This is a genomic window from Clostridium sp. AF27-2AA (genome assembly GCF_003478505.1).
Lineage (GTDB): Bacteria > Bacillota > Clostridia > Lachnospirales > Lachnospiraceae > Brotaphodocola.
The window spans coordinates 95,942-122,664 of the sequence record NZ_QUFI01000009.1; the positions used below are offsets into that span (position 1 = coordinate 95,942).

The window sequence follows — 26,723 nt, forward strand, 5'->3', positions numbered from 1 at the left end:
TGAGGAACGATGACGAAAGAGAGAATTGTAAAGGAGCTTTCCAAAGTCCGGGAACAGCTTGCGGGATTGCAGGCGAGGGAGAGGGATTTGGCGGAACAGCTTCAGATGGCAGAGGATGCGGAGAAGATGAAATTCATTGAAAAGAATAAAATCTCTCTGGATCGGCTGATTCTGTTAAACAAGGTCAGCGAAGAAGAAATTATGCGTCTGCTGAAAGAAAAAGAGCAGAAAGAAGCAGCACAATCAGAAGAAAGGGAGGCTTACAGCCATGAAGAACAGGAAGTTATCATCTAAGGCAGTTATATCACTGATATTGTCCGCTGTGCTATTTACCATGCCTGCGGTAGCGTTTTCTGTAAATGGGAACTACGCAATCAGTGCTTTTGCCGAAGAAACAAAAGAAACCGAAGAATCCAAACCGGAGGAAAGTACGGAGCAGACACCCGGCGAAAGTGAAACTGATGTCAGTACGGAGGAAAATACAGAAAACAGTACCGAGGGAAGCACGGAAGAAACTACGGAGGGCAGCACGGAGGGAAGCACCGAAGGCGGCACCGAAGAGAATACAGAAGGCAGTACCGATGAAAGCACCGGGGATGGCACTGTATCGGGAAATGATAAACCGGAGCCGGTATGTAATTGCGAAGATCAATGCGGTGCGTATGAGTATGACAAAAACTGTCCCGTCTGCGTCACAGATTATAAGCTCTGTACCTATAAAAAACCGAATGTGAGTATCAAAATCAGACAGCCGGAGGAGTGGCATAATGACATTGTTTCCGTTTCTTTCAGTGTAAAAGATACCGCAGATACGGGGAATTTTGAAATCGCAAAGATAGAGGCAAAGGTAGGGCAGAATGGAAGCTGGACAGATGTGACGGAGGAAAAGAAATTAAGGATTTCCGAGAACTGTACCGTGTATGTGCTTGTCACAGACCAGAAAGGCAATACCTATGAGAAGAACCGTGCCATAAAGTGTTTTGATACCGTAAAGCCGACCTTAAATGCGGCAGTCAGTGACGGGCTTTTAAGCATACAGGTACATGATACGGATTCCGGTGCAAAGGCGGTATATGTCAATGGATATGAGTTTACAGATCTGACGGGCGGTACGTTAAATATCCGCCTCCAGCAGTTTGACGCAGGGTATGAGTATTTTACCATTTCTGCAATGGACAATGCCGGAAATATGTCTGAGGTTTATAAAACGAAAAATCCGTACTATAAAGACCCTGCCGATACCAGTGATGGGAATCCAGCGGAGCAGCTCCCGGAGAGTGCGACCCCGACGAAACCGGGGAGTGCTACGGGAACCGTGACGGAGCATACCAAAACAGACAGTAACGGAAATACCACATCACAGACAAGTCCTGCCGAACAGAAAAAGCAGGCAATGAAAGAAGCTGCGGAGGCAGAAAGCGGGAAAACAGAAAGTACGGAAAAATCCGGTCAGGGCAAGGAGTTTTATACTATTCAGACCGCCACGGAGAAAGTTTTCTATCTGATTATTGACCGGGACGGAGAGGAAGAAATGGTATATTTTTTGACTGAGGTTACGGAAAATGACCTGTTAAATGCAACTTCCGATAACAGTGAAACCTTGCCGAAAAATTCCGCTGCGTTGGAATCTGCAATTCCGAATGGGGAGAGTGCATTGCCAAACAACAACGGAGAGCAGGCAGATACAGAGGGAAAGGAAACGGAAACAGAAAAAGGTACGGAAGGTGCAGAGAGTACGGGAAATACAGAGGAAACCGAACCGGAGCCGGAAGTGAAAGAAGCACCGAATCCGATGATTTCGTATGTGCTGATTGGTAGTCTTGCCTTAATCGTTATCGGAGCTGCTTATTATTTTAAGGTTGTCCGCAAGAAAAAAGAGGACTTTATCGAGGACGAAGATGAAGATGAGGAAGATAACGAGGAGTATGAAAACGAAGATGAGGAATCGGAGGAAGATACGGAAGAAGATTTCTTTGACGAACAGGAGGAATAAGGTATGCAGTTGGTGGTTACAGAGAAGCCCAGCGTAGCACAGGCAATTTCCCATGTGATCGGGGCGAAAGAGAGAAAAGACGGTTACATGGAGGGAAACGGATTTCTCGTTTCATGGTGTGTAGGACATCTGGTAGAGCTGGCACAGCCGGAGATGTATTCAGAAGCATGGAAAAAATGGAGCTATGAGAGCCTGCCCATGATACCGGAGCAGTGGCAGCATGAAGTGAAAAAGGAAACAGCAACGCAGTATAAAATCTTGAAAAATCTGATGCACGATACAAGAGTTGAAAGTGTGGTGTGTGCCACCGATGCCGGACGGGAGGGAGAACTTATCTTCCGTCTGGTATATGAACAGGCAGGCTGCCGGAAACCAATGAAACGCCTGTGGATTTCATCAATGGAGGAGAGTGCAATCCGTGACGGGTTTGAAAACTTAAAGCCGGGAAGCGATTATGACAGCCTGTACCAGTCTGCACTTTGCAGACAGCAGGCAGACTGGCTGGTGGGATTAAATGGTACGAGATTATTTACTGTACTGTATGGCGGAAAGGTATTAAAGGTGGGCAGAGTACAGACGCCCACCCTTGCCATGCTGGTAGACCGTGAAGTGAAGATTATGAATTTTGAAAAAGAGCAGTATTACATGGCTCATATTCTGATGGATGGGATAGATGCCATGACAGAACGGATTGACGATAAGGCAAGGGCAGAAAGTATTGCTGCAGCGTGTGAAAGTCAGAGTGGAGTGGTTCGTTCCGTTATAAAGGAAAATAAAAGCGTTGCACCACCAAAACTTTATGACCTTACCACGCTTCAGCGGGATGCCAACCGTATCTTTGGTTTTACTGCAAAGCAGACATTGGAGTACACCCAGAGCCTTTATGAGAAAAAGCTGGTCACTTATCCGAGAACGGACAGCCAGTATTTATCCGATGATATGGAAGAAACTGCAAAAGCGGTAATCGGGGCAGTTTATCAGGCGATTCTCTTTGAGGAACAGACCGGAGCAGAGCCGGATATAAAAAGAGTGTTGAACAGTAAAAAAGTGACCGACCACCATGCAATTATTCCCACCATAGAAATTACAAAGACAGACCTTTCCGCTGTGCCGGAGGGAGAAATGAAAATCTTATCCCTTGTCGCTAATCGTCTGTTATGTGCAACCGGGAAAAAGCAGTTGTATGAAACGGTAAAAGCAGAGTTTTCCTGCGGTGGTTACAGCTTTCATGTATCCGGAAAAACGGTTCTGCAGAACGGGTGGAAAGAATTTGAAGCAGCATTGAAACGTACCTACCGGGTAGAAAAAACAGATGAGGATAAGGAAGAGAAGAAACTGCCGGAGCTTTCTGAAGGCATGACGTTTCCAGTTATCCAGACAAAGGTAACAGAGCATTTCACGCAGCCTCCCAAACATTTTACCGAGGACAGCCTGCTTTCTGCGATGGAACGTGCCGGAGCAGAGGATATGGGCGATGAGGTGGAACGCAAAGGACTTGGCACACCTGCCACCAGAGCTGACATTATTGAAAAGCTGGTCAAAGACGGTTTTGTGAAACGGGAGAAAAAGCAGATGCTTCCCACCGAGGACGGGATGAAGCTCATTACTGTTCTGCCGGATATGGTAAAATCCCCGAAGCTTACAGCAGATTGGGAGAATACGCTGACTTTGGTTGAAAAAGGCGAATACACCATGCAGGAGTTCATGGATGGCATTGAAGATATGGTGCGGGAGCTGGTGCAAACCTACCACAGTATCAGTGACGATCAGAAGTCTTTGTTTGGAACGATGCAGGAAGTGCTTGGAAAATGCCCGAAATGCGGCAGCGATGTAGTAAAAGGAAAATTCGGTGCTTACTGCAAACAAAAATGCGGCATGAATGTGGGTAGGGCAATGGGAGCAACGTTTTCCGATACACAGATGAAAAGTCTGCTTGAAGGGAAAAAGACCCTTGTGAGAGGATTAAAAGGGAAAAAGGGAAGCTACGATGCGTACCTGATTCCGGAGGGAATTGAGGATTATTCTTATATCAAAGACGGAAAGGAAATCAAAGGTTCGCAGTACAAATTCAAGATGGAATTTCCACCGAGAAAAAGCAAGTGAAAAGGAGACAGAAAAATGAATACAGAAATGAAAAAGACCGTTGTTTACAGCACCGGAGATAAAATTTTAAACATTATGAAAGAGCAGGATATGGATATTCCAGAACTTTCTTTGCGGTGCGGTGTCAGGGAAGATGTATTGATGGATATTCTGGCAGGTATCCGGGAAGCAGATATAAGTACGCTCTGCAAAATTGCAGACGGACTGGAGATTTGTGTACGGGAGCTTTGCCCTGATGAAGAAAGCTATGTCGTTCCGGTGGAAAAAGATATCCTTGCAAAGCTCATTGTGATCAGCGAGCTGAAGGAGATGGAATTGGAGGAGCTGATTGGCACAATTCTGGAAAACGGTATCGAAGAACACGGTTTTTATGAATAAGGCGGCGGGGGTTATCCCCTCCGTCATTTTGGAGGAATGCTTATGGTAACAAAATATCAGATGATTTCCTATCTGGCGGAGGATACCGCAAAAGAGATAGCGAAAAACGGGCAGGAGTGGACAAGGTATCTGACTACCGCTGCAAGGCTTTATAAATATCCGTTCAATGAACAGATACTTATTTTTGCACAACGACCGGATGCAACAGCCTGTGCGTCCCTTGAACTATGGAATGAGAAGATGAATTGCTGGGTAAACCGTGGAGCAAAGGGAATTGCCCTGCTGGATACGGAAAATTCCTATACAAGATTGAAATATGTTTTCGATGTGTCCGACGTACATAAGGCAAGGCGGATAGGACGTGATCCGAATTTGTGGGAGTTGCGTGAGGAGCATAAAGAAACAGTCCTGGCACAGCTTGAAAAGACATACGGAGAAACGGATAAAAACAGCTCCTTTGAACAGCGGATAATGGAAATATCCAATCGGATTGCTTTGGATTATTATGAAGAACTTCTGCCGGAAATCGAATATGTGAAAGAGGGCAGCTTTTTAGAGGAACTGGACGAGTTAAATGTAGGTGTCAGGCTTCGTGATACGCTTTCTTCCAGTATTGCTTACACCATACTGTCACGATGCGGTGCAGATATGGAACTGTGGAAAGACGAGCAGGGATTTGAATATATCAGCGACTTTAATACGATGAAAACCCTGTCTGTTGTTGGTACAGCCACCACAGATATGTGCAAGCCGCTTTTAATGGAGATAGGCAGAACCATAGGAGCGTATGACCGCCAGATTGCCCGCAGGAAGGCACATGAAAAAGCTAATGCAGGACGCACACAAACTTCTTTGGAAAATACGGAGAAAGTGCTTGCAAATGAAGCAGATACAGACTATAATGCTTTAAAGCGTGAAAGTGAAAAGGAGCTACAAAACAATCAGGAGATAGAAATACAGAGCAAAAAGGAGGATGCGGCACATGAAACTGACATACGAAAAGAACGGGGATTATCTGATTCCGAACCTGACAGCGAACGAGGAACCGGAGGGAACGCTGACGAAGTACGGTATGATGCGGAAGAACTTCTTACAGGAACACCGGAAAGGGATTTATCAGGGCATGATACTGGCGGGCGAGCTGAAAGCACACTGTCTGGAGATACAGGAGCAGGCAGAGCAGAGAATGGAAGCCCTGAGCGAACAGATGGCGAAAGCAGAGGGAGTGAACGAGGAACTGAAAGCAGCCGATCAGATGAAGTGGGTAGCGAAGATGAACAACATCAGACATTCAGCGGAGGAGATCGTGCTGACGGAACTGATTTACAGTTAGAAAATGACATACAGGAAGAAGAAATACCAGAACCGGATAGTGGAGAACATTCATTATCCGGTTCTTTTTTTCCGAAGCTGTCTGAAACAGAGCAGGGGGAGGACTTACAGCGTGGTATTTTATGCAGTGATGAGTTCCTGAAGCATAAAAGACCGGAAATAGCTGGGTATTTTCAGATAGAGCAGGATGCAAAGATTCAGGCGGATTATCTGAGAAATTCGTTCCGCATGGAAGAATACACCGAGTTCAATATCGGGGAAATGCGGGGCGGCTACCGTGCCGATGAGGACGGTATTACCTTATGGAAAGGCAATTATCTGACCCGTGAAGCGGAAAGCAGGCTGTCATGGGAGGAAGCACGTTTTCTTGTCAATTCCTATATGGAGGACGGAGTATATCTTCTTCCAGGAGAAACCGCAGAGCGGATTGAAACAGCGGGAATGTACCAGCAGCTTGACTTATTTTCCATGTTTACGGAGCAGGCTGGCAATCTTGCCATGAAACAGGCGGAAACAGTGACACCGATACGGTCAGAAACAAAGATACCGCCGGAGCAGATAGCGGATATTCTGCGGAGCGGCGGAGGCAGGGATAACAGCAGAAAGCGTATCTACACCAAATATCAGCAGGGAAAGACACCGGAGGAGATGGCTGCTTTCTTACAGAAAGAGTATGGAACAACCGGAAAGGGCTTTGAATTTGACGGAAAGCAGTTAGCGGTATGGTTCAATGAGGATGGGATGCGTGTCGGATATGGCACATCGACAGAGCGTCCGGTGCTTCAGATGAACTGGCAGGAGGTGGAAGCAAAAATCCGCTCACAGGTAGTAAACGGTACCTATATGGGAGCAAATGAAGCTTATCTGACTGACGAAGCAGAACGTGACCGGATTGCAGGGCATCTCTTTTTCTTTTTCCGGGATGGCATGGGAGAACTGCCGGAGGAGCTTGGGCTAAAAGCAGGAAATTATCCGGAGGCTCATGCAAGAATGATAGAATACCTTTCTACAAAAGAAGGAGTTGAGCTTGTGGCTTCCCACATGGATCAGGCACTTCATCAGCTTGAAACCGGAGAGAAAAAGCTACGTTTCCGTTCAGTTATGCCAAAAGAGGAGCTGCGGGAGGAACTTGACAATCTGCTGATAGAAAAACAAATCTTTCCAACCGCAGACCATGTGGAAATAAAAAGGGAGGATTTTATTACTCAGGACGAGATAGACCATAATCTTGGCAGGGGAAGTGGATATTCACATGGTTCTTTCCGCATCTATGATTATTTTCAGGAAAAGCATGACAGCAAAGAAGCAGCGGAATTTCTGAAAAAAGAATATGGCATTGGAGGCGGCTCTCATGCACTTGCCGGAGCAGACCATAGCTGGCAAGACCACAACTTTAAAGGGATTGAATTAAAAAAGGGAAATATCTGCGAACCTTATGCGAAAGTGCTGCTGTCTTGGAAAGTAGTCGAAAAGCGTATCCGAAAGCTGGTGGCGGAAGATAAGTATTTATCTCCGGCAGGGAAAGAAGCCTATGCCCGGTACAAAGAGGAAGAAGCACAGAAAGCGCTGGAAAAAGCACAGGCGGTAATAGAACGGAAAACGAAGGTTGCCTGTAAAGAAGCCATTGAACGGACGATTTCGGAAAAATTTGACGGGTATCGTCTGCCGAAAGATACACCGGATGAAGTAATCCGAAAATATGGTAGCGAGCGTGTCAGCTATGTACTTGCCAATACTGTCATGCACCTGACGCACGATGGCAGATTTTCTCCCGACAATAAGGCATGGGCAAAAGAAATAGAACCGTATGCCAAGTATGAGAACCGTGATTTGATTGTTTCTTCCCATCCGGCGGTCTTAAATGGATTTATCAATCAGACAAGACGGTATATGGAGCAGGAAAAGGAGATTGCGGCACAGCAGATTACCATTGACGGGCAGTTGTGTTTAAAGATTGATGAATGGAAGTCGGAAGAAAATAACTATGTGCTTGGAAATTCCATGCAGGACAATGCGTTCTTTTACGTACTCATAAACGAAAATGTCCATTTTGAATATGATTACAAACCGAGCAGGGAAGAAATTGAAAACGATTATTTGAATCTCATTGCAATGGAAGATATAGACCGACACGAAGCGGAGGTATTTTCACGCATTGAAGGAACGGAAGATGTAGCGGAAACAGAATCACGATTCTCAGTTGAGGAAACCAGCGATGCCTTTGAGCCGGGACAGGATTTTGCAGTATGGGATCATGGCAGGGAAGATTATTATATAAAAGAGGACGGTACAATTCCCACCTTTGAAACAAAAGAGGAAGCGGAACACTATCTGCAAAGCATGGAACCGGACACTTCTGGACACGATGTCCAAAAGTCAGTGGAAGAACCTGCCATAGAAAAGCCTGTGAAGCAGCCTGCACCAAAGATTGATAAATCCAATGCGGTCAATTTCCACATTACAGACGATGCGTTAGGAGCAGGCAGTGCGAAAGAGAAATTCCGACGAAATATAGAAGCAATCCGTACTTTGGAAAAGGTGGAGAGCGAGAACCGTATCGCCACACGGTCGGAACAGCAGATTTTATCACAGTATGTTGGCTGGGGCGGGCTTGCCGATGCCTTTGATGAAAGCAAATCTGCATGGGCGGGAGAATATCAGCAGTTAAAGGAATTGTTATCGTCGCAGGAGTACGCTTCTGCAAGGGAAAGCACCTTAAATGCCCACTATACCAGTCCTGCCATTATCCGCAGTATTTATGATACATTAAACCGTATGGGATTTGAAAAGGGGAATGTATTAGAGCCTGCAATGGGTATCGGAAATTTCTTCGGAATGCTGCCGGAGAAGATGCAGGAAAGCCGACTTTATGGTGTGGAGCTGGATGGTATTACGGGCAGGATTGCAAGACAGCTCTATCCGAAAGCGGATATTAAAATATCCGGTTTTGAAAAAACAGACTATCCGAATGATTTTTTTGATGTAGCAGTCGGCAACGTGCCATTCGGACAGTATAAGGTAGCGGATAAACAATATGATAAAAATAATTTCCTGATTCATGATTATTTCTTTGCAAAGACATTAGATAAAGTCCGTCCCGGCGGTGTGGTTGCTTTTGTTACCAGTAAGGGAACAATGGATAAAAAAAGTCCGGAGGTCAGAAAGTATCTGGCTCAGCGAGCGGAGCTTATGGGGGCGGTCAGACTTCCGAATACAGCATTTAAGGAAAATGCAGGGACAGAAGTCACTTCGGATATTTTGTTTTTTAAGAAGCGTGACCGTGTGATGGACATAGAACCGGATTGGGTACATTTATCAGAAGATGCAAACGGTATCGCCATGAATACCTACTTTGCGGAACACCCGGAAATGATTGTTGGGAAGATGGAAATGGTCAGCGGTCCCTATGGCATGGAAAGCACCTGCCAACCGGATGCTACAAGACTGTTTGCAGAGCAGTTAATGGATGCGGTCAGCCGGATTGACGGGGAAATCGAAGCAGTGGAGACGGACGAGCTTGCGAATGAGCTGGCAGATGCCACCATTCCGGCAGACCCGGACGTAAAGAATTACAGCTACACACTGGTGGAAGATAAGGTATATTACCGTGAAAATTCCATTATGAAGCCTGTGGATATGTCAGAATCCATGCAGGAACGCATAAAAGGCATGGTAGGAATCCGAAACTGTACGCAAGAGCTTATCAATTTGCAGTTGGAAGAATATCCGGATACTGTGATTAAGGAAAAGCAGAAAGAATTGAATACCCTTTATGATACGTTCAGCAGAAAATACGGTTTAATCAATTCCCAGACCAACAAAAGAGCCTTTAATCAGGACAGCAGCTATTGTCTGTTATGTTCTCTGGAAAAGCTGGATGACGAGGGAAATTTCAAAGGCAAAGCGGATATGTTCACGAAACGTACCATTAAGAAAGCGGAAGTGGTTACAAGCGTGGATACAGCAACGGAAGCTCTGGCAGTATCTTTATCAGAAAAAGCAAAAGTTGACCTTTCTTATATGGCGGAGCTGACCGGAAAAGAGATTGATACAATCAAAGAAGAACTGACGGGCATTATCTTTCAGAATCCGGTCACAGACAGGTGGGAAGCAGCGGACGAGTATTTAAGCGGCAATGTCCGGGATAAGTTGCAAACAGCGAAGATTTACGCCGAAAACCACCCGGAATACAACATAAATGTGCAGGCACTTACACAGGTGCAGCCCACAGAACTGGATGCCAGCGAGATTGAGGTGCGTATCGGTGCCACATGGGTTGAACCGAAATATATTGAAGATTTCATGCGTGATGTTTTTGAAACACCGCAGCATCTCTTCAACCGGAATACAATGGGGATTCAGTATTCCGATGTGACAGGACAGTGGAATGTAAAAGGAAAAAGTGCGGATTACGGAAACAGTCTTGTAAATATGACTTATGGTACAAACCGGAGAAATGCTTATCAGATTTTAGAGGATTCTCTGAATTTAAAGGACAGCCGGGTGTACGATACCGTGATAGAGGACGGAAAGGAAACGAGAGTCCTGAATAAAAAGGAAACCATGATTGCCAGTCAGAAACAGGAGGCAGTCCGGGAAGCCTTTAAGAACTGGGTATTTGAAGATCAGGAACGTAGACAGGACTTGGTGGCGAAATATAACAAGCTCTTTAATTCTACCAGACCAAGAGAATATGACGGTTCCCATTTGAAATTCCCTGGCATGACACCGGACATCGACCTTAGACCGCACCAGTTAAATGCGGTGGCACACCAGCTTTACGGGGACAATACCCTGCTTGCTCATTGTGTGGGAGCAGGAAAGACTTTTGAAATGATTGCTGCAGCAATGGAAAGCAAGCGGTTAGGGTTATGCCAAAAGAGCCTGTTCGTTGTTCCCAATCATTTGACGGAACAGTGGGCGAGTGACTTTTTGCGGTTATATCCCGGAGCAAATATTTTAGCGGCAACGAAGAAAGATTTTGAGCCAGCCAACCGGAAGAAATTCTGTTCCAGAATCGCCACCGGAGATTATGATGCTGTCATTATCGGGCATAGCCAGTTTGAAAAAATCCCGTTGTCGCAGGAAAGACAGATAGGCATTATCGAAAGACAGATTGATGAGATTGAGCTTGCCATAGAGCAGGCGAAAGCAGATAACGGGGAGCGTTACACCATTAAGCAGATGGAAAAGTCCAGAAAATCCCTTATGACAAGACTGGAAAAACTCAACGATACTTCCCGGAAAGATAATGTTGTAACCTTTGAGCAGTTAGGTGTGGACAGGCTGTTTGTAGATGAAAGTCACAATTATAAGAACCTTTTTCTATACACGAAAATGCGGAATGTGGCGGGCATTGCACAGACGGAAGCACAGAAGTCCTCCGATATGTTTGCTAAGTGCCAGTACCTTGATGAGCTGACTGGCGGAAAGGGCATTACGTTTGCTACGGGTACGCCGATCAGCAACAGTATGACGGAGCTTTACACCAATATGCGGTATCTTCAGTATGGTACGCTTCAGAAGATGGGATTAGGGCATTTTGACAGTTGGGCAGCTTCTTTTGGAGAAACACAGACCGCCATTGAGCTGGCACCGGAGGGAACAGGATACCGGGCAAAGACAAGATTTGCAAAATTCTTCAATCTGCCGGAGCTGATTGCACTTTTCAAGGAGAGTGCGGATATCCAGACACCGGATATGTTAAAGCTGCCTGTGCCGGAAGCAGAATATGAGAACGTGGTGCTGAAACCCAGCGAATATCAGAAAGAGATGGTAACATCGCTGGCAGATCGGGCGGAGGCAGTGCGTAACAGACTGGTAGAGCCGCATCAGGATAATATGCTCAAGATTACCAACGATGGAAGAAAACTGGCACTCGACCAGCGTCTGATCAACGATATGCTCCCCGATGAGGAACATTCCAAAGCAAAAACCTGTGTGGATAAGGCATTTGAGATTTGGGAAGATACCAAAGGGGAGAAATCAGCACAGCTTATTTTCTGTGATTTATCGACACCGAAAGGAGATGGTACATTTAATGTCTATGAGGATATAAGAAATAAACTGATGGAAAAAGGTGTTCCCGCAGAAGAAATCGCCTTTATACATCAGGCAAATACGGAGCTTAGGAAAGCGGAGCTGTTCAGTAAGGTAAGAAGCGGACAGGTTCGTTTTTTATTGGGTTCTACTGCAAAAATGGGAGCCGGGACAAACGTGCAGGACAGACTGATTGCTCTGCACCACCTCGATGTACCGTGGCGTCCGTCTGATATTGAACAGCAGGAGGGGCGTATTTTGCGGCAGGGCAACAGGAATCCAAAGGTTAAGATTTTCCGGTATGTGACAGAGGGAACATTTGACAGCTACTCATGGCAGCTTATCGAGAATAAGCAGAAATTTATCGGTCAGATTATGACAAGCAAATCTCCGGTGCGAAGTTGTGAGGATGTGGACGAAGCAGCACTTTCTTATGCAGAGGTTAAGGCTCTGGCAACGGGGAATCCCTATATAAAAGAAAAGATGGATTTGGATATTCAGGTCAGCAAGCTGAAACTGATGAAAGCCAACCACACCAGTCAGAAATACCGTCTGGAGGACAACATTGCAAAGCATTATCCACAGCAGATAACCATTCTGAAGGAGCGTATCAGTGGCTTGCAGGCAGATATTCAGACTGCAAAAACCAATCTCCCAGCAGATAAGGAGTTTTTCTCTATGAGGGTCGGGAATAAGGTCTATACGGATAAAAAAGAAGCCGGAACTGCACTTGTGGAGATGTGCAAAGAAATCAAGAGCGTTAATGCTCCGGCAGTCATTGGAGAGTATGCAGGCTTTAAAATGGCGGTGTCCTTTGATTCCTTTAACCATAAATTCGTTATGAACATCAAAGGACAGCTCAGTCATAATCTGGAGATTGGTGTTGACCCGCTGGGTAACATTTCCCGTATCAACCATGCGTTGGAAGCCATGACAAAGGAACTGGCAGAAGCATCCACAAAGCTGGAGAATGTGGAGCGTCAGCTTGAAACAGCGAAGGTAGAGGTTACAAAGCCATTTGCACAGGAAGCAGAGCTTTCAGAGAAGTTAGACCGCCTTTCTGCCTTAAATGCCCTGCTCAATATGGACGAAAAGGGAGATGACGGAATAGGTATGGAAGATGATAAATCGGAACTGGGTACTGAGCAGGTGGCAGATACCAGAAAACCGTATCCCATAGAAAATACCCGACATAATTATGCTGTGGAGAATGGAAATCCGCAGGGAATGAGGCTCACAGCAGCGATGGCGGATAAGCCGGCACAGAGGGTATCCTTGAAAGAAAAGCTTGAGACTATGAAAGTAAAGGCTGCGGGGAATAATATAGAAAATTCCGTGCAAAGAGATAAGGGGAAGGAGGAGTATTTGTAATTATTATATTTCTTTTTATGCAAATATGAAATATAATATTAGTTCAAGGGAAATATAGTGATAGAGCGATTTGGAAAAAGCTAAAGAGAAATGGAGACAACGTAATACATAAAAATGGAAATTGAATTTGTCAGACACTGTCTGACAAATTCGGAAAGGATATATTATGAATGATTTAGAGCAGACAAATATGCTTCAGCCATTGGTGGATGAGATTGAAACAGCAGTTTCAAATGCCAAAAAAGAGATAGCTGAAAAAGTAAACAGTGTAATTACAGAGACGTATTGGAAAATCGGAAAATATATTGTTGAGTTTGAGCAGGATGGAAATGTTAAAGCAGCATACGGTTCAAAATTATTAACAACACTCTCGCATCAATTAACTTTGCGATTGGGACGAGGATACAGCCGCCCAAACCTCAACAATATGCGGAAGTTTTATCTTTGTTATGAGAATTGTCAGACGGTGTCTGACAAATTGACATGGTCGCATATTTGTGAGCTGATAAAGATTGATGATGAATTAGAAAGAAGTTTTTACGAAAAAGAATGTTATAAGGAAAAGTGGGATGTAAGAACACTCAGGCGACAGATGGATTCCGCTTTGTTTCTTAGATTAGCTACAAGCAGAGATAAAGAAGGAATTCTGGCACTTGCCAGAGAGGGAATTACTTATGACAAGCCAGAGGATGTTATCAAGGATACTTACACATTAGAATTTTTGGGACTTCCGGAGAAAGAGCGTTATAGTGAGGAAGACTTGGAGCAGAAAATAATAGATAATCTCCAAAAATTCTTGTTGGAATTAGGAAAAGGATTTACCTTTGTGGGCAGGCAGTATCCCTTAACTGTAAACAATATTCATTACCATGTGGACTTGGTATTTTACCACAGAATTTTGAAATGCTTTGTGCTGATTGATTTAAAGAAAAATTCCGTCCAGCATATAGACATCGGTCAGATGAATATGTATATGGGGTATTTCGCAAAAGAAGAAAATATGGCAGATGATAACCCACCGATTGGCATTATCCTGAGTCATAACAAAGATGAACTGCTTGTAGAATATGCAACTTACGGTATGGACAGCAATTTATTTGTTTCAAAATATGAATTGTATCTGCCAAATCGCAATGAACTCCAAAAATTAGTGAACAATATTTTAGAGAAGGATACAGAAAAGAAAGAAGAGTAATAAAAAAGCAATCTAAAAAAGATGCAAATTGAATAGGCATATCGAAAAAGACAATCAGAGATGGTTGTCTTTTTTGCGTGGAAAAAAGAAAGGATAATCGAATTATGGCAGATAAAAATACAGTTTACATGAGTGAAAAACAAAAAGTCAAAGAGATCACGGATAAGCTGGAAGCTGGCTTGAAAGAGCTTTTTGAAAGTGAAAAATATAAAAGCTATCTCAGCACCATGTCAAAATTTCATAATTACAGTTTTAACAATACGCTGCTGATTGCCATGCAGAAGCCGGAAGCTACGCTGGTGGCAGGCTATCAGGCGTGGCAGAAGAACTTTGAGCGGCACGTCAATAAAGGAGAAAAGGCAATCCGTATTCTTGCACCAGCTCCTTATAAAATCAAAGAGGAACGTGATAAGTTAGACCCTGTAACGGGAGAAATGATGTTTGATGAAAACGGTATGCCGCAGAAAGAGGAAACAGAGGTTACCATTCCTGCCTTTCGTGCGGTATCTGTTTTTGATGTATCGCAGACGGATGGCAAGCCTATTCCGGAACTGGAAGTGAATGAGCTGTTATCTACGGTGGAGGGATATGAGGATTTTGTCCAGGCGCTTATGAATATTTCTCCTGTTCCGATTGCATTTGAAGATATTCCCGGCGATTCCAAAGGGTATTTCAGTACAGCAGAAAAACGGATTGCTGTTCAGGAAAATATGAGCGAAAGCCAGACTTTGAAAACAATGGTGCATGAGGTGGCTCATTCCATGCTGCATGATAAAGAAGTTAATCAGAGCATGGATATTCCGGTAAAGGACAGGAATACAAAGGAAGTGGAAGCGGAGAGTGTGGCTTTTACAGTGTGCCAGCATTTCGGTATAGATACATCCGATTATTCCTTTGGATATATCGCAGGCTGGAGCAGCGGTAGGAATATGAAAGAGCTGAAATCTTCCCTTGATACAATCCGAAAGACAGCTTCAGAACTGATTACAGGCATTGAGGGGGCAATGCAGGAGCTTCAGCTTAACCGGGAGATGGAGCAGGAACATGGAAAGGAAAGCATTCTGCTGGTACATAACGAGGATTTTTCAGAATACAATCTTGTCAGTGTCCGTGGAATGGACAGTGCAGAACTTATATCCGCTCTTTCTACCATGAATGAAGAGGATAAATCGAATATATCATCTTATCTTGAAAGCAAAGGAGCATGGACTACCGAACTTGCTGACGAGCAGACGGAAGAAGCGGAGGAATATCATATTGATGTCCGCTATAACATGGATACAGACGAGCTTATTGATGTAAAGGAAAGAGTGGAACAACCCATTGATACCAATTTATCTGTCATGGGGCAGGCAGAACAACTTATCAATCAGTTGGAGGCAGAAAAAAATATTTTCACGTCTGAGGAGCGAAATCTGATTGTAAATTATGCCTATAAACTTGATGATATGAATAAAACAAGGGAACTTGCAGAGAAACTGGCATATAGGGAGCAGTATGTCCAACAGGATGTGGCATTGACCATAATTGATGCAAAGGCGGAGATTGATGCCCTGCCTGATCCGATGATTGGTTTGTCGGAAATGAGGGAATATGGCTATCAATGGAATGAAATGCTGCCATTAACACAAGAGAAAGCATTGGAATTATTTGGACATGATTTGCATGTATATTTGCTTCATACTGACGGTACGGAATCATTGGCAGAAAGCAGGGAGCGTATAGAAGAGCATGAAGGTATCTTTGGGGTTGAAAAGGAAACATGGAATAAAGCATTGAAACAGCAGACTAAGATTACACTTATCTTAATGGACGAACAGGAGCGAGAATATACATACCCGTATCCAGTTGTGGCTGTCGATATAGAAGAAATGGGTGGGGATAGAACTGCGGTATTCAAGACCTCAGAGCCTATTTCAGATACTGATGTGGCAGAAATTCATAATGCTTTTTATGGAACTGATTTGGAATTTGAAATAGAAAAAGAATTAGGTATCACATGGGTGGAATCTATTAACTATGAGGACGGATCTGTTATTACACCTGAAATGGCAAGAAAAGAGCAGCTCCTATATGCTAGTACTGATAAATATGGAATTTATCAATTAAAGCCTAATCTGGAATTAGATTCCTTACGTTTTGAGGGGACGGAATCCTTAAAGCGTATGGGCATTACAAAAGATAATTTTGATGCAATTAAACCAGAGAATTATACACTTTTATATGTGGGCGAATTATCTGAACTGCAAAAAGAGACGCAGGGGGCAACTTTAGAGGCAATCTTTGAAAAATTCAACCTTGACCACCCAGAAGATTTCAGAGGACATTCGCTATCTGTCAGCGATATAGTGGTGCTTCATCAGAACGGACAGAATACGGCTCATTTTGTGGATTCTTTTGGATATACGGAAATACCGGATTTTTTACGGGAGCAGACACCGGAAAAGGAAGAAATGCAGGACACTTCTGGACACAATGTCCAAAAGACAGAACCGGAAATAGATGGAGATGAAATCATTGATCTTGGCGATGAAACGGAACAGGTGCTTGCGGAAATGAAAAAAACTTTGGAAAGTGAACAGGAAACAGAACTGGCATTTTCTATTGCAGACCGTTTTATCAGCATTCAGGAAGTAGAGGGCGGTTATGACTATTCCATTATGGGAGCTGATTATAAGGAGATTGACGGAGGAATTTATGATAATCCTGATGTGACGATAAGGGAAGCCTTACATGATATTTTAGAGGATTTGAAGTCACAGCCGGATTACAATGGTGCAAAAGGAAATATCCAAAGAGAAGATGAACTGATACCGATGGATTATGATGGACTGATGGAAAAAGCAGAGGAAGCAAATCGTATTATTCCGGAGAGTACACCAAGCAGTGTGGTGGCTGATTTTAGGGCAAAGACCGGGGAATTATTCCATGATATTAGTGAAATGAATCCGGAAGAAATCGAGGAAACTGTGAAATGCCATGTGCAGGCAAAGATTGATGAGTATAACATTGATGCAACGATTGTGGATGTTGCTGTGACCGGAAGCAGGTGCAGGGGATTGGAGCATGAAAGTTCTGACCTTGATGTGGTTGTGGAACTTTCCACGGCGGAACGGGAGGACGATTTGTTTAATGCCTTTAATGAGGGCGGACTTCATATCGGAGAAGTAAAAGTTGACATCAACCCTATTACAGCACAGCGAACAGGTACACTGGAAACCTATCTGCCACAGGTGGAGGAATATTTGGAGGGTGTCAGACAGGCAAGAGAGCAGGAAAAGGAGAAGGTAGAAGTAACTTTAACTGTTTCGGAATGTGGCGAATTTCATAATCTTGGTGAATGCTATGAGAATATTCCTACGGTGGATGAAGCCATAGCAATCTGGAAGCAGATACCATCGGAGAGGATGAATGGTATTCCGGCAATTGGAATCAATATCATAGAGAGAGGGGCGGAACCCTTCGAGGATTACGAGATTGATGTTTTATCTGGAAAGAGGATTGACCTTGGGGTTTTGGACTATGTTCCTGATATTAAAAACAATCCGCAGGCAATGGAAGTCATTACGGAACTGGTGGCTAAATTGCCCGATATGGAGATAGATGGCGTGATGAGTGAAGAAATGGAAGCAAGAGTGTGGGAACTGCGTATGCCGGACTTGCCACAGGAGGAACAGCTTGCAGTAGAACTTGACCGACTTTGCTACGATTATGATACTGTACTGTATCACGATAGTACAAGAAATATGACCGAGAATGTATCAGAGCTTGCAGAATCCATAAAACAGGGCGATACCGGACATTTAACAACGTGGCTTGCAGACATTATTTCGGAGGGAGCTGTACCAGAGGAAATAAAACGAGCAACGGAGCTTCTGGAAAAACTGACAGAGTATAAGCCGCTTGCCAAGATTGAGGAGGCAGAAGAACAGAATTATAATATGATTGATAATGTGCTGAATAATGGTGTTGGGGAGAAAGCCCAAAGGGAAGAAAATAAGAGAATGGAGGAGAAGCCTACAGTAAGGATTTCCTTAAAATCCCGTCTTGCGGAGAAAAAGTCACAGGTAGAAGGGCAATCGAAAGAACATGATGTTCAAGAAAATGAAAAGAAAAGTCAGAGGGAGATGTAAGTGATGAATAAGAGATTTACCGTAGAAGAGAGTAATTTAATCAGTATTTTTATGGAAGAAGGTATAGATTTAGATGTGGGAGGCAGAAAAAATGTCATAAATGGTATCAATAAGACTCTGAAACATCTGGAGGATGATGAGATGGTTGAATTGTCATTATGTGTCCTTGCAAAATTAAAGGAATTGACGGATCATGAATTTATGAAGATGGAGTTTGTAGCGGCAGAGTAACATCAAACGTAAGGCAGAACATGGCTTTTGGTGGCTGTGTTCTGTCTTTTTGAATAAGAACTTGACTGATAAATATTACGGGTGTAATATTTATAGCGAAAGGGAGTAAATTTTTTTACTTTAAAATCTTACACTTGTAATATATAAGCGTAGTACATTGATATGAATAAGAAATGGAGGTAACGATGAAGGCAAAACATAGAACCAAAAGAATACAAAGATATAGAAAAATGTTGGGCATTATAGTGTTGATGTTAACAATTACTTTGATTGGAGTAGTTGTGAGTGCAACAGTATTATATAAAAGAAAAAATGCGTGTAAAACACCAGATACTACCTTAGTAGAGTATATGATGCATATTCCAAAACAAGAATACGAAGAAATGTATGCAATGATTGATTTGGAGTCATCTGGATATATCAGTAAGGAAGATTTTCTGAAGAGAAATTCCACTATTTATGAGGGAATTGAAATGCAAAACATGTCGATAAAAAATGTCGAGTATGTGGAGGAAGATAAAAAAGTAACATATTTGACTTCGTTTGATACAGTGGCAGGAACTATCAGCTTTGAGAATGAGGCATTTTTTATAAATGGAGAAGAAGGATATAAATTGGTTTGGGATGATTCCATGATTTTTCCTAATCTGACTTCTGCAGATAAAGTAAGAGTTTCCACTACACAGGCAGAGCGAGGAGAAATTCTGGATAGGAACGGACGTGTCCTTGCAGGAAAAGGTACAGCATCTTCAGTTGGAATTGTTCCGGGCAAGTTGGAAAACAGAGAGGAAGCAATCGCACAGATTGCAGGACTATTGGAAATCACAACGGAAGTGATAGAAAAGAACCTGTCTGCAAAGTGGGTAAAGGATGATTCTTTTGTACCTATTAAAACGATTCCAAGAGTGGAAGAAATTGAGTTAATGTCTATCAGTCCAGAGGAAGAAGTTTTAAAGGAGAAAGAAAGGCATGATAAGTTGCTGGAGATTCCCGGAGTGATGATATCTGATGTTGAAGTGCGTGAATACCCATTAGGGGAAGCCGCTGCGCATTTGGTCGGGTATGTTCAAAGCGTTACTGCGGAAGATTTAGAGGAACATGCAGGAGAAGGTTATACAGCCAATAGTGTAATCGGCAGAAGCGGAATGGAGGGCTTGTTCGAGAAAGAACTGAAAGGCCAGAACGGTTGCAGGATTTACATTGTAAATTCGGAAGATAAAGAGAAGGAGGAACTGGCTTGTATCCTGGTACAGCATGGGCAGGACATCCGGCTTACGATAGATACTGATTTGCAGGTTTCCTTGTACGAACAGTTTAAGGAAGATAAAAGCTGCTCAGTAGCCATAAATCATTATACCGGAGAGGTATTGGCTTTGGTCAGCACACCGGCCTATGACAATAACGATTTTATTATGGGATTATCGAGTGAGCAGTGGACTGTACTTAACGAGGATGAGAATAAGCCAATGTATAATCGGTTCCGGCAAGTGTGGTGTCCGGGATCTACCTTCAAACCAATTATAGCTGCGATTGGTTTACAATCAGGAGCAATCGATCCAATGGAAGATTACGGGAACGTAGGATTAAGTTGGCAAAAAGATGCATCGTGGGGTTCATATCATGTAACAACGCTTCATGCGTATGAACCAGTCATTTTAGAGAAAGCCTTGATTTATTCTGATAATATTTATTTCGCAAAAGCAGCATTAAAGATTGGATCGGATGAGTTGGAGAATTCTTTGATACGGCTTGGTTTCAATGAGGAACTACCATTTGAGATTAAGATGGCAGAATCTCAGTATTCCAATACAGAAGGCATTGAAACTGAAATACAGTTAGCTGACAGCGGTTACGGACAAGGACAGATTTTAGTGAACCCGTTGCATATGGCATGTATTTATTCTGCTTTCTGTAATGAGGGAAATGTAATAAAGCCTTATTTGGTATATCAGAATGAAGCGGAAGCTGAGTATTGGATTCCGGGTGCCTTTTCTAACGAGACAGCAAGTCGTGTATTGGAAGGAACAAAGAAGGTTGTGAATGATTCTAATGGAACTGGATATGCAGCCCATCGAGATGACATTCTTTTAGCAGGAAAAACAGGTACGGCAGAAATAAAGGCATCGAAGGATGATACTTCGGGTACAGAATTAGGATGGTTTGCAATTTTTACAGCAGAAGATACGGAATGTCCTATATTGATTATCAGTATGGTAGAAGATGTGAAAGGAAGAGGAGGAAGCGGATATGTTGTTAAGAAAGACAGCCTGGTTCTGGAAGAGTGGTTTAGCAGTCATTAGTTTTGTACTGATGTTTAGTATTTCGGGGTGTAGCGATACACCACCGGAAGAAGATACAGTTTCGGAAACAGTAATTGATGTTCAGGACGTTTCAGAAGAAGAACAGGAGAATGAAGAAGAAATTATAAACATCTGCATAGATCTTTATGACAAGGCAGCAGAGGAAAATAAGTTAGATGATTTGGAAATAATTCGGAGTATTGTAAATCGTCTTGGAGAAAACGAGTATCCTGCTGTTGACAGCAGAAATCAAGTGAATATGACGGAAGCGGAGCAGGTACTGGAATTTTGTGAAAAGGTGGATACACAGGAAGAAGCAGATATAACGATTCTTGAAGTCGGCTATTTGGGCGGATTTGTAAAATACGATTTGCACACAAAAGACGGAAATGTAGATGTGGTCAGAAGCTATTATGGATACGAAAATGGAGAAATACAGAAAGAAGTTACTGGGAGGTATCAAGCAGAGTATTGGAATTATACAGAAGAAGGTTACCTGATGTTTTCTGGTGTCTGGTTTTCAGAAGAATTATACGTTCTTACATTGAGTGGAGCAGAGGAGCATACCGCATTACGAGTACAGCCATTGGATGAAACATATAGGGAACTGAGTCGGAAATATCTTCTTCCAATCAGCTTTGAACAGAATAATATGTTTATTGTGGATTGGAGTGAAGAAGATTTTGGGGATTTGAATTTCTATGATATGTATGACATTCTTTATCCAAAAGTGAATGGTCAGTATGTTCCTTATGTTGCAGATGACAATTTGTCAGTCAGTGCAGTTTATCGGATTCCAAAAGAGGAATTTGAAAGCGTTATTATGAAATATTTCAATATTGATAGTGAAACGCTGCAATCCAAAACTGTCTATGATTCGGAGGATTCGACCTATGAATACAAACCGAGAGGCTTCGAAGAAGTAGAGTATCCGGAATACCCATATTCAGAAGTAATCGGGTATACGGAGAACAGTGATGGAACAATTACACTTACTGCTAATGTGGTATTTCCATATTCGGGAAATTCCAAAGTATATGCCCACGAGGTTGTGGTTCGTCCTTTGGAGGATGGCGGGGTACAATATGTATCCAATCGAATTATACCCTCCGAGGATAATTCTGAGGAAACATGGCATACGCCACGGTTGACGTTAGAAGAATGGGAAGAATTATACGGAGGCGAATAATGGAAGATGTGAAATGGCTGCTTAGAAAATGTGGTCTTCCGATTTTGCTGCTGTTGATTTTCGTAATAGCCGGAGTGGTCTGTTGGGGAGAACTGCATACAGAAAAGCAAAAGGTGGCAGAAGAAGTATGGGAGCCACCTGTAGAAATCGAAAATAGCGAAGCAGAAACAGAAGAAGCCGAGAATGCGGAAACTTCCACAGAGTCAGCATATTGGTTTATTCCGCAAGCCAGTGATGATCTCCTTACAGAAGAGGAGAAGGAGCAACTGCAGAGTACGGTTTTGTCAGCAGCAGAATCGGTCAGAGAAATCTATAAGGATATTGTAATTGCAGATGCACTAAGCTACTCTTCCGGTATTAGTGAATTTACCAAAGAGCAGAGGAAAGCTGTGGTGGAGCAATTGGGCAGAAACGGTCTGGTAAGTGTTGAAGAAGATACTGCTATGCAAAATCATGAAGCAATCGAAGCATTTTATGCAGATTACCTGGATGGACAAGACTCGATGGTTACGGTATTTGAAGTACAGAGAGATGGGCTGATTGGAGCAGTTACCTTTATCTATCGGAAAGGTGAGTTGCAGACCTATTACATAGGAATTCGGTGGAGAGAAGGTGGTATGCCAGAAATACAGGGAACTTCGGTAAGTAATGTGGCTGAGATTAAACTGACCGAAAAAGGATATTTTATCTACGCATATGAATATGTGATTGCACATGCAAGTTTGAGACAGTATTGGAGAATAGAACCGCTACCAGAAGACTGCCAGGAATTAACGGAGAAATACATATCAGGACTAAGTTATGTGAATTACAATCTGCTCGTTACAGATTGGGATAGCAGCAATGTGGAGGACATTCTGATGCCTTGTATGTATGAAGATGTTTATAGGATTTCTACGGGGGAAAATCTGAAAACTGAGGGTTGGAAGATTCCGGCAGAGGAATATGAAAGGATAATGACTACTTATTTTCCGGTATCGGTAGAACAGTTGAGAGAGCATTGTGGATATGATGAGGGCAGCAATAGCTATGAATATGAGATGATTTATGCCAGCCCATACCCACCTTTCGGAGAAGTAGTTGACTATACAAAAAATGCGGATGGAACGATTACACTTATCGTGGATGGAGTATGGCCGGATTATAATTCTGATCTCGCTTTTCGGAATACGGTTGTGGTCCAGCCATTTGAAGACGGAACTTTCAGGTATCTTTCCAATTCTATAGAACAAATAGAGTTGGAACTGCCGCCAATAGCAAAAGCACATTAAATTTGCTTTGAAAGAAAGGATGATATTATGGCATTAAAGAAAAAAAGCATTTTGCTGAGTATGGCATTTCTGATTGGATGCTTCGTATGTGCCTGTGGAAAAGAAGATAGTATTGTGGATGAATCTCTTGTGAAAGATACGGAAGATGTATCTTCCACGGAGGAGATAAAAAGTGCCGAGGAAGAGGCTGCAGAACAATGGGAAAAGGGCTACGACCTTCCGGTAGATGAACAGAAAAGGGAAGAAGCTGAGACTGACTGTAAAAAGCAGATGGAACTTTATCTTGACATTTATGAAACTGCAGATAAAGGGATAGCATCTAATGTTGCTTTGGATGATCAAACGATTTTGGAAATGCAGAGGAAGCTAAAGGATGCAGGATGTCCGGTTACAACAATGGTAACATATTCTAACATGGAGAATTATGAAAGTGTTGACAGTTTTCTGAAAGAATGTATGGAAGGGAAAAGTGGTTCTGCAGTAATTTATGAAGTCCACAACGATGGTGGATTGGGCAGAATGAAATTCATTTTTGATGGAACAGATATGTATGTTGTAAGTGCAAAAGGAATCTGGAATGCTGATAATAAGCCGGGGATTTCATACATTTCCTATACAAGACTAAAAGAGTGGAAATATACAGATAAGGGATGGTTCTGCTACGAGTTGTGTGTGCCGGAGCCACCGGAGGTCAGTGAAATTGTGGATGGAAGCAGCGTGATTAGAATAAAACCTATGACAGAGGAACAGCGAGAGATGTCTGAGCGCCTCGTCTTGGGACTTGGATATCAGGGACAGAACCTTTTGTGTTCCAACTGGAATACGGAAAAGCACAGTATTATTTCTAGCAGTAGTGCAAATTTATTGCATTGCCATTGGTGTGCAATTTTGGCATAAACTCGTGTAGACACTATCTAGTTAACTATATTTCATTTTGTATTTATTGTAATGTTATTTGAACCAAATCGATTGCTATTTCTTTTGCCAATGTGCTGGATACATTCATACCATCAGTTCTTCCAAGACGCACACAAAAATACACATCTCCTGTTTTACTTTCCGCAACCCCTGTAAACCAAGCGTCAACAACAATACCATCGACTTTTCCCATTCCGGTTTTTCCATATATAGAAATGTCAGTACTATCAACCTCTGATAAAAGCATAACTTGCTTTAATGTATTCTGTGTTTCTTCTGAATAATTCGATTCTTTTCCAAAGATATGCTCCATTACTTCCACTTGTTCTTTGGGTGAAATCATTAAAGAAGATTCAATCCAAAAGCCCGTCAAAGCTCTATTACTATTATTTGTATTTAATCGTCCCTCCCAATCAGAAATATCACAATTACCATATTGGAGCTTATCTAATTCCTTCTGCATTAAATCTTCTCCAATATCATCAATGACCTGTCTGAAATACCATACACAAGAAGTACGAAAAGCTTCTTGAAAATCAATATCTTTATTCCAATCTTCATTCCAAAATATTTCACCACTCCATGTTTTAGTAGAGTTTTCCGTTTCAATAATTCCGTTTTCTAAGGCAATCAAAGAAGAAATAATTTTAAATGTCGAACATGGTGAACTTCTTGTAATTGCAAGATCACGATTATAAATTGTATATTTTTTATTGGATGCATCATATATAACTGCTGTTCCATTCAATCCATTAAAATACTCTGACCAGTCTACCTCTACTATTTCTGGTATTTTCTCTGTGCTTTCATCGGAAAATTCCATACTTTTTTCCATAGAAGTTCTGTTTACTCCATTTTCCAGTGTTTCTTGATTTTCTTTTTGGTTTTCAACCAAGCTTTTTTCCTCTACAGTATACTTACTACCACAGCCAGTTAAAATAATTGCACATATACATGCTGTAAATATCATTTTCAAATAAAATTTATTCTTTGTTATCATTATTATCTTTTCTCCTGTCTTTATATTTTTTTATTTATACCACAAACGTAACATCAACATCACCGTTATTGCAAAGTACTTTTAGTGTTTTTTTACCAATATCTTTATGTTTTGGCAAACTGCTATCACCTTTTTTGACTTCTGATTGAATGACGAAATCCTCATACCTGCCTCCAATCATGCCAGAAATATCCCCATTTTTAACGGTCAAAGTCAAGGTATTTCCTACATCTAAGCTCTCAAAAGTGATGTTTCCGTCGTTAGTCGAAATATCAATGCTTCCCGTAACAGCCAATACTGGAAGTGATATATCTTCATTTGTCGTAGATAGCGTAACAGTATCCAGAAGTGTAGTCGGCATTTGTAATACGATTTTCCGATCTTTGGTAGAGGGTTTTCCCCCGATATAATCCGTCCATTCTTTGTTGTTGGCATTTACCATAGTCAGCACATTTCCATCGGAAACAGAAATATCATAATACTCTTTGCTGTTTTCAGAATATTGGATATGCACCTGTTCGTCGTCAGATAGTGTTACTTCAATTTCTCTGTCCCTCACATCAAGATTTATTTCGTTGACCTTTGTATCCGGCGTAAAACTTTTTTTCTCAAAAGGTTCGCTTTTCCCGAGCAGCCCGCCAAAACAAAGCTACTCATTACAAAACAAAAAGCAAGTGCAAATATTTTTTTCATAGTCATTCCTCCATATTTGATAGATTAGATTTATATTTCTAATTTGTAGTAATATCCAGCTTTATCAATTTCTCCGGTTGAATAAAAAACATAAAAAACGAAAGAAAGATAAAGTTTTTTTGCATTTTAATTGGTGTTATCTATTATCACTATCACTTTTTTAACGACTTGAATTTTTAGACCTCTTAAAATGTGTTTAAAGGCTTTTTCATCAAACCTATTATGCCGAAATCTGTCGTCAAACAAGGTGGAATATTTGAATGCGACCTATAGAAAGCTAAATAAGCAAAGGAGTGTACTTCAAATCAATACTGCCTTGCTAAAGATACTATATTGCTTTACTTTCGAAGCAAGCAAAAGGTAAACTAATACCATTCGGAACTGAGCGCAGAACTATGATAAACTGAGTATTATATATGAAATAGGATTTCAGAGTAAATCAATATCTTGGTTAAAATGTTTGAAAAGCCGCCTGTTATCGATACCCGTTAGATAGATAGTATTTATAACATAAGGTTCAAATCTCTAATTTTAAGGTAAGCGCTTAAATTTCAGCCGTTGATATAAAAATTCCCGG

The 26,723-nt window shown here is 42.2% G+C and carries 15 protein-coding genes; 13 read left to right on the top strand and 2 right to left on the bottom strand.

The annotated features are described in order from the left end of the window. The first annotated feature begins 9 nt into the window (after window positions 1-9). The 13 genes from DWY84_RS07095 to DWY84_RS07150 all read left to right on the top strand — a co-directional run bounded on the left by DWY84_RS07095 (window position 10) and on the right by DWY84_RS07150 (window position 24,432). Window positions 10-294, top strand: coding sequence for a hypothetical protein (locus DWY84_RS07095; RefSeq protein WP_002596357.1), 285 nt, complete (start codon window positions 10-12; stop codon window positions 292-294). Further along, a complete protein-coding gene (locus DWY84_RS07100; protein WP_002596358.1) occupies window positions 269-1,993 on the top strand; it encodes a CD1107 family mobile element protein in 1,725 nt (574 codons plus the stop codon). The genes DWY84_RS07095 and DWY84_RS07100 overlap by 26 nt, the downstream gene beginning before the upstream one ends. A 3-nt stretch (window positions 1,994-1,996) precedes the next feature. Continuing rightward, window positions 1,997-4,096, top strand: coding sequence for a type IA DNA topoisomerase (locus DWY84_RS07105; RefSeq protein ID WP_014081130.1), 2,100 nt, complete (start codon window positions 1,997-1,999; stop codon window positions 4,094-4,096). 15 nt (window positions 4,097-4,111) lie between these two features. Beyond that, on the top strand, window positions 4,112-4,474 hold the full coding sequence (locus DWY84_RS07110; RefSeq protein WP_002596360.1) for a helix-turn-helix transcriptional regulator: 363 nt from the start codon (window positions 4,112-4,114) through the stop codon (window positions 4,472-4,474). Between the two features lie 982 nt (window positions 4,475-5,456). After that, window positions 5,457-5,807: a TnpV protein gene (locus DWY84_RS17740; protein ID WP_227143085.1), complete on the top strand. Its 351-nt coding sequence runs from the start codon at window positions 5,457-5,459 to the stop codon at window positions 5,805-5,807. A 1,100-nt stretch (window positions 5,808-6,907) separates the two neighbouring features. Beyond that, the gene (locus tag DWY84_RS07115; RefSeq protein ID WP_243024786.1) at window positions 6,908-13,216 is read left to right on the top strand and encodes a DUF3849 domain-containing protein; all 6,309 of its coding nucleotides are present in this window, start codon (window positions 6,908-6,910) and stop codon (window positions 13,214-13,216) included. Between the two features lie 166 nt (window positions 13,217-13,382). After that, complete coding sequence (locus tag DWY84_RS07120) at window positions 13,383-14,411, top strand: PDDEXK nuclease domain-containing protein (RefSeq protein WP_002596362.1); 1,029 nt, start codon at window positions 13,383-13,385, stop codon at window positions 14,409-14,411. A 128-nt stretch (window positions 14,412-14,539) separates the two neighbouring features. Then, the gene (locus DWY84_RS07125) at window positions 14,540-18,544 is read left to right on the top strand and encodes a YodL domain-containing protein (RefSeq protein WP_330654662.1); all 4,005 of its coding nucleotides are present in this window, start codon (window positions 14,540-14,542) and stop codon (window positions 18,542-18,544) included. A 3-nt stretch (window positions 18,545-18,547) separates the two neighbouring features. After that, entirely contained in the window at window positions 18,548-18,775 is a 228-nt protein-coding gene (locus DWY84_RS07130) for a transposon-transfer assisting family protein (RefSeq protein WP_002596364.1), read from the top strand. 185 nt (window positions 18,776-18,960) lie between these two features. Then, the gene (locus tag DWY84_RS07135) at window positions 18,961-21,075 is read left to right on the top strand and encodes a penicillin-binding transpeptidase domain-containing protein (protein ID WP_002596365.1); all 2,115 of its coding nucleotides are present in this window, start codon (window positions 18,961-18,963) and stop codon (window positions 21,073-21,075) included. Beyond that, on the top strand, window positions 21,023-22,264 hold the full coding sequence (locus DWY84_RS07140; protein ID WP_002596366.1) for a DUF6070 family protein: 1,242 nt from the start codon (window positions 21,023-21,025) through the stop codon (window positions 22,262-22,264). Before DWY84_RS07135 ends, DWY84_RS07140 begins: the two co-directional genes overlap by 53 nt. Beyond that, on the top strand, window positions 22,264-23,535 hold the full coding sequence (locus DWY84_RS07145) for a DUF6070 family protein (RefSeq protein ID WP_002596367.1): 1,272 nt from the start codon (window positions 22,264-22,266) through the stop codon (window positions 23,533-23,535). The genes DWY84_RS07140 and DWY84_RS07145 overlap by 1 nt, the downstream gene beginning before the upstream one ends. Before the next feature lie 27 nt (window positions 23,536-23,562). Further along, entirely contained in the window at window positions 23,563-24,432 is an 870-nt protein-coding gene (locus tag DWY84_RS07150) for a DUF6070 family protein (protein ID WP_347560778.1), read from the top strand. A 43-nt stretch (window positions 24,433-24,475) separates the two neighbouring features. Here the strand turns inward: DWY84_RS07150 and DWY84_RS07155 are convergent, their stop codons facing one another. Next, window positions 24,476-25,453 (bottom strand): penicillin-binding transpeptidase domain-containing protein, encoded by a 978-nt coding sequence (locus DWY84_RS07155; RefSeq protein WP_002593573.1) that lies wholly within the window; start codon window positions 25,451-25,453, stop codon window positions 24,476-24,478. 34 nt (window positions 25,454-25,487) lie between these two features. Beyond that, entirely contained in the window at window positions 25,488-26,087 is a 600-nt protein-coding gene (locus DWY84_RS07160) for a DUF4097 family beta strand repeat-containing protein (protein ID WP_080633506.1), read from the bottom strand. Window positions 26,088-26,723: the final 636 nt, after the last annotated feature.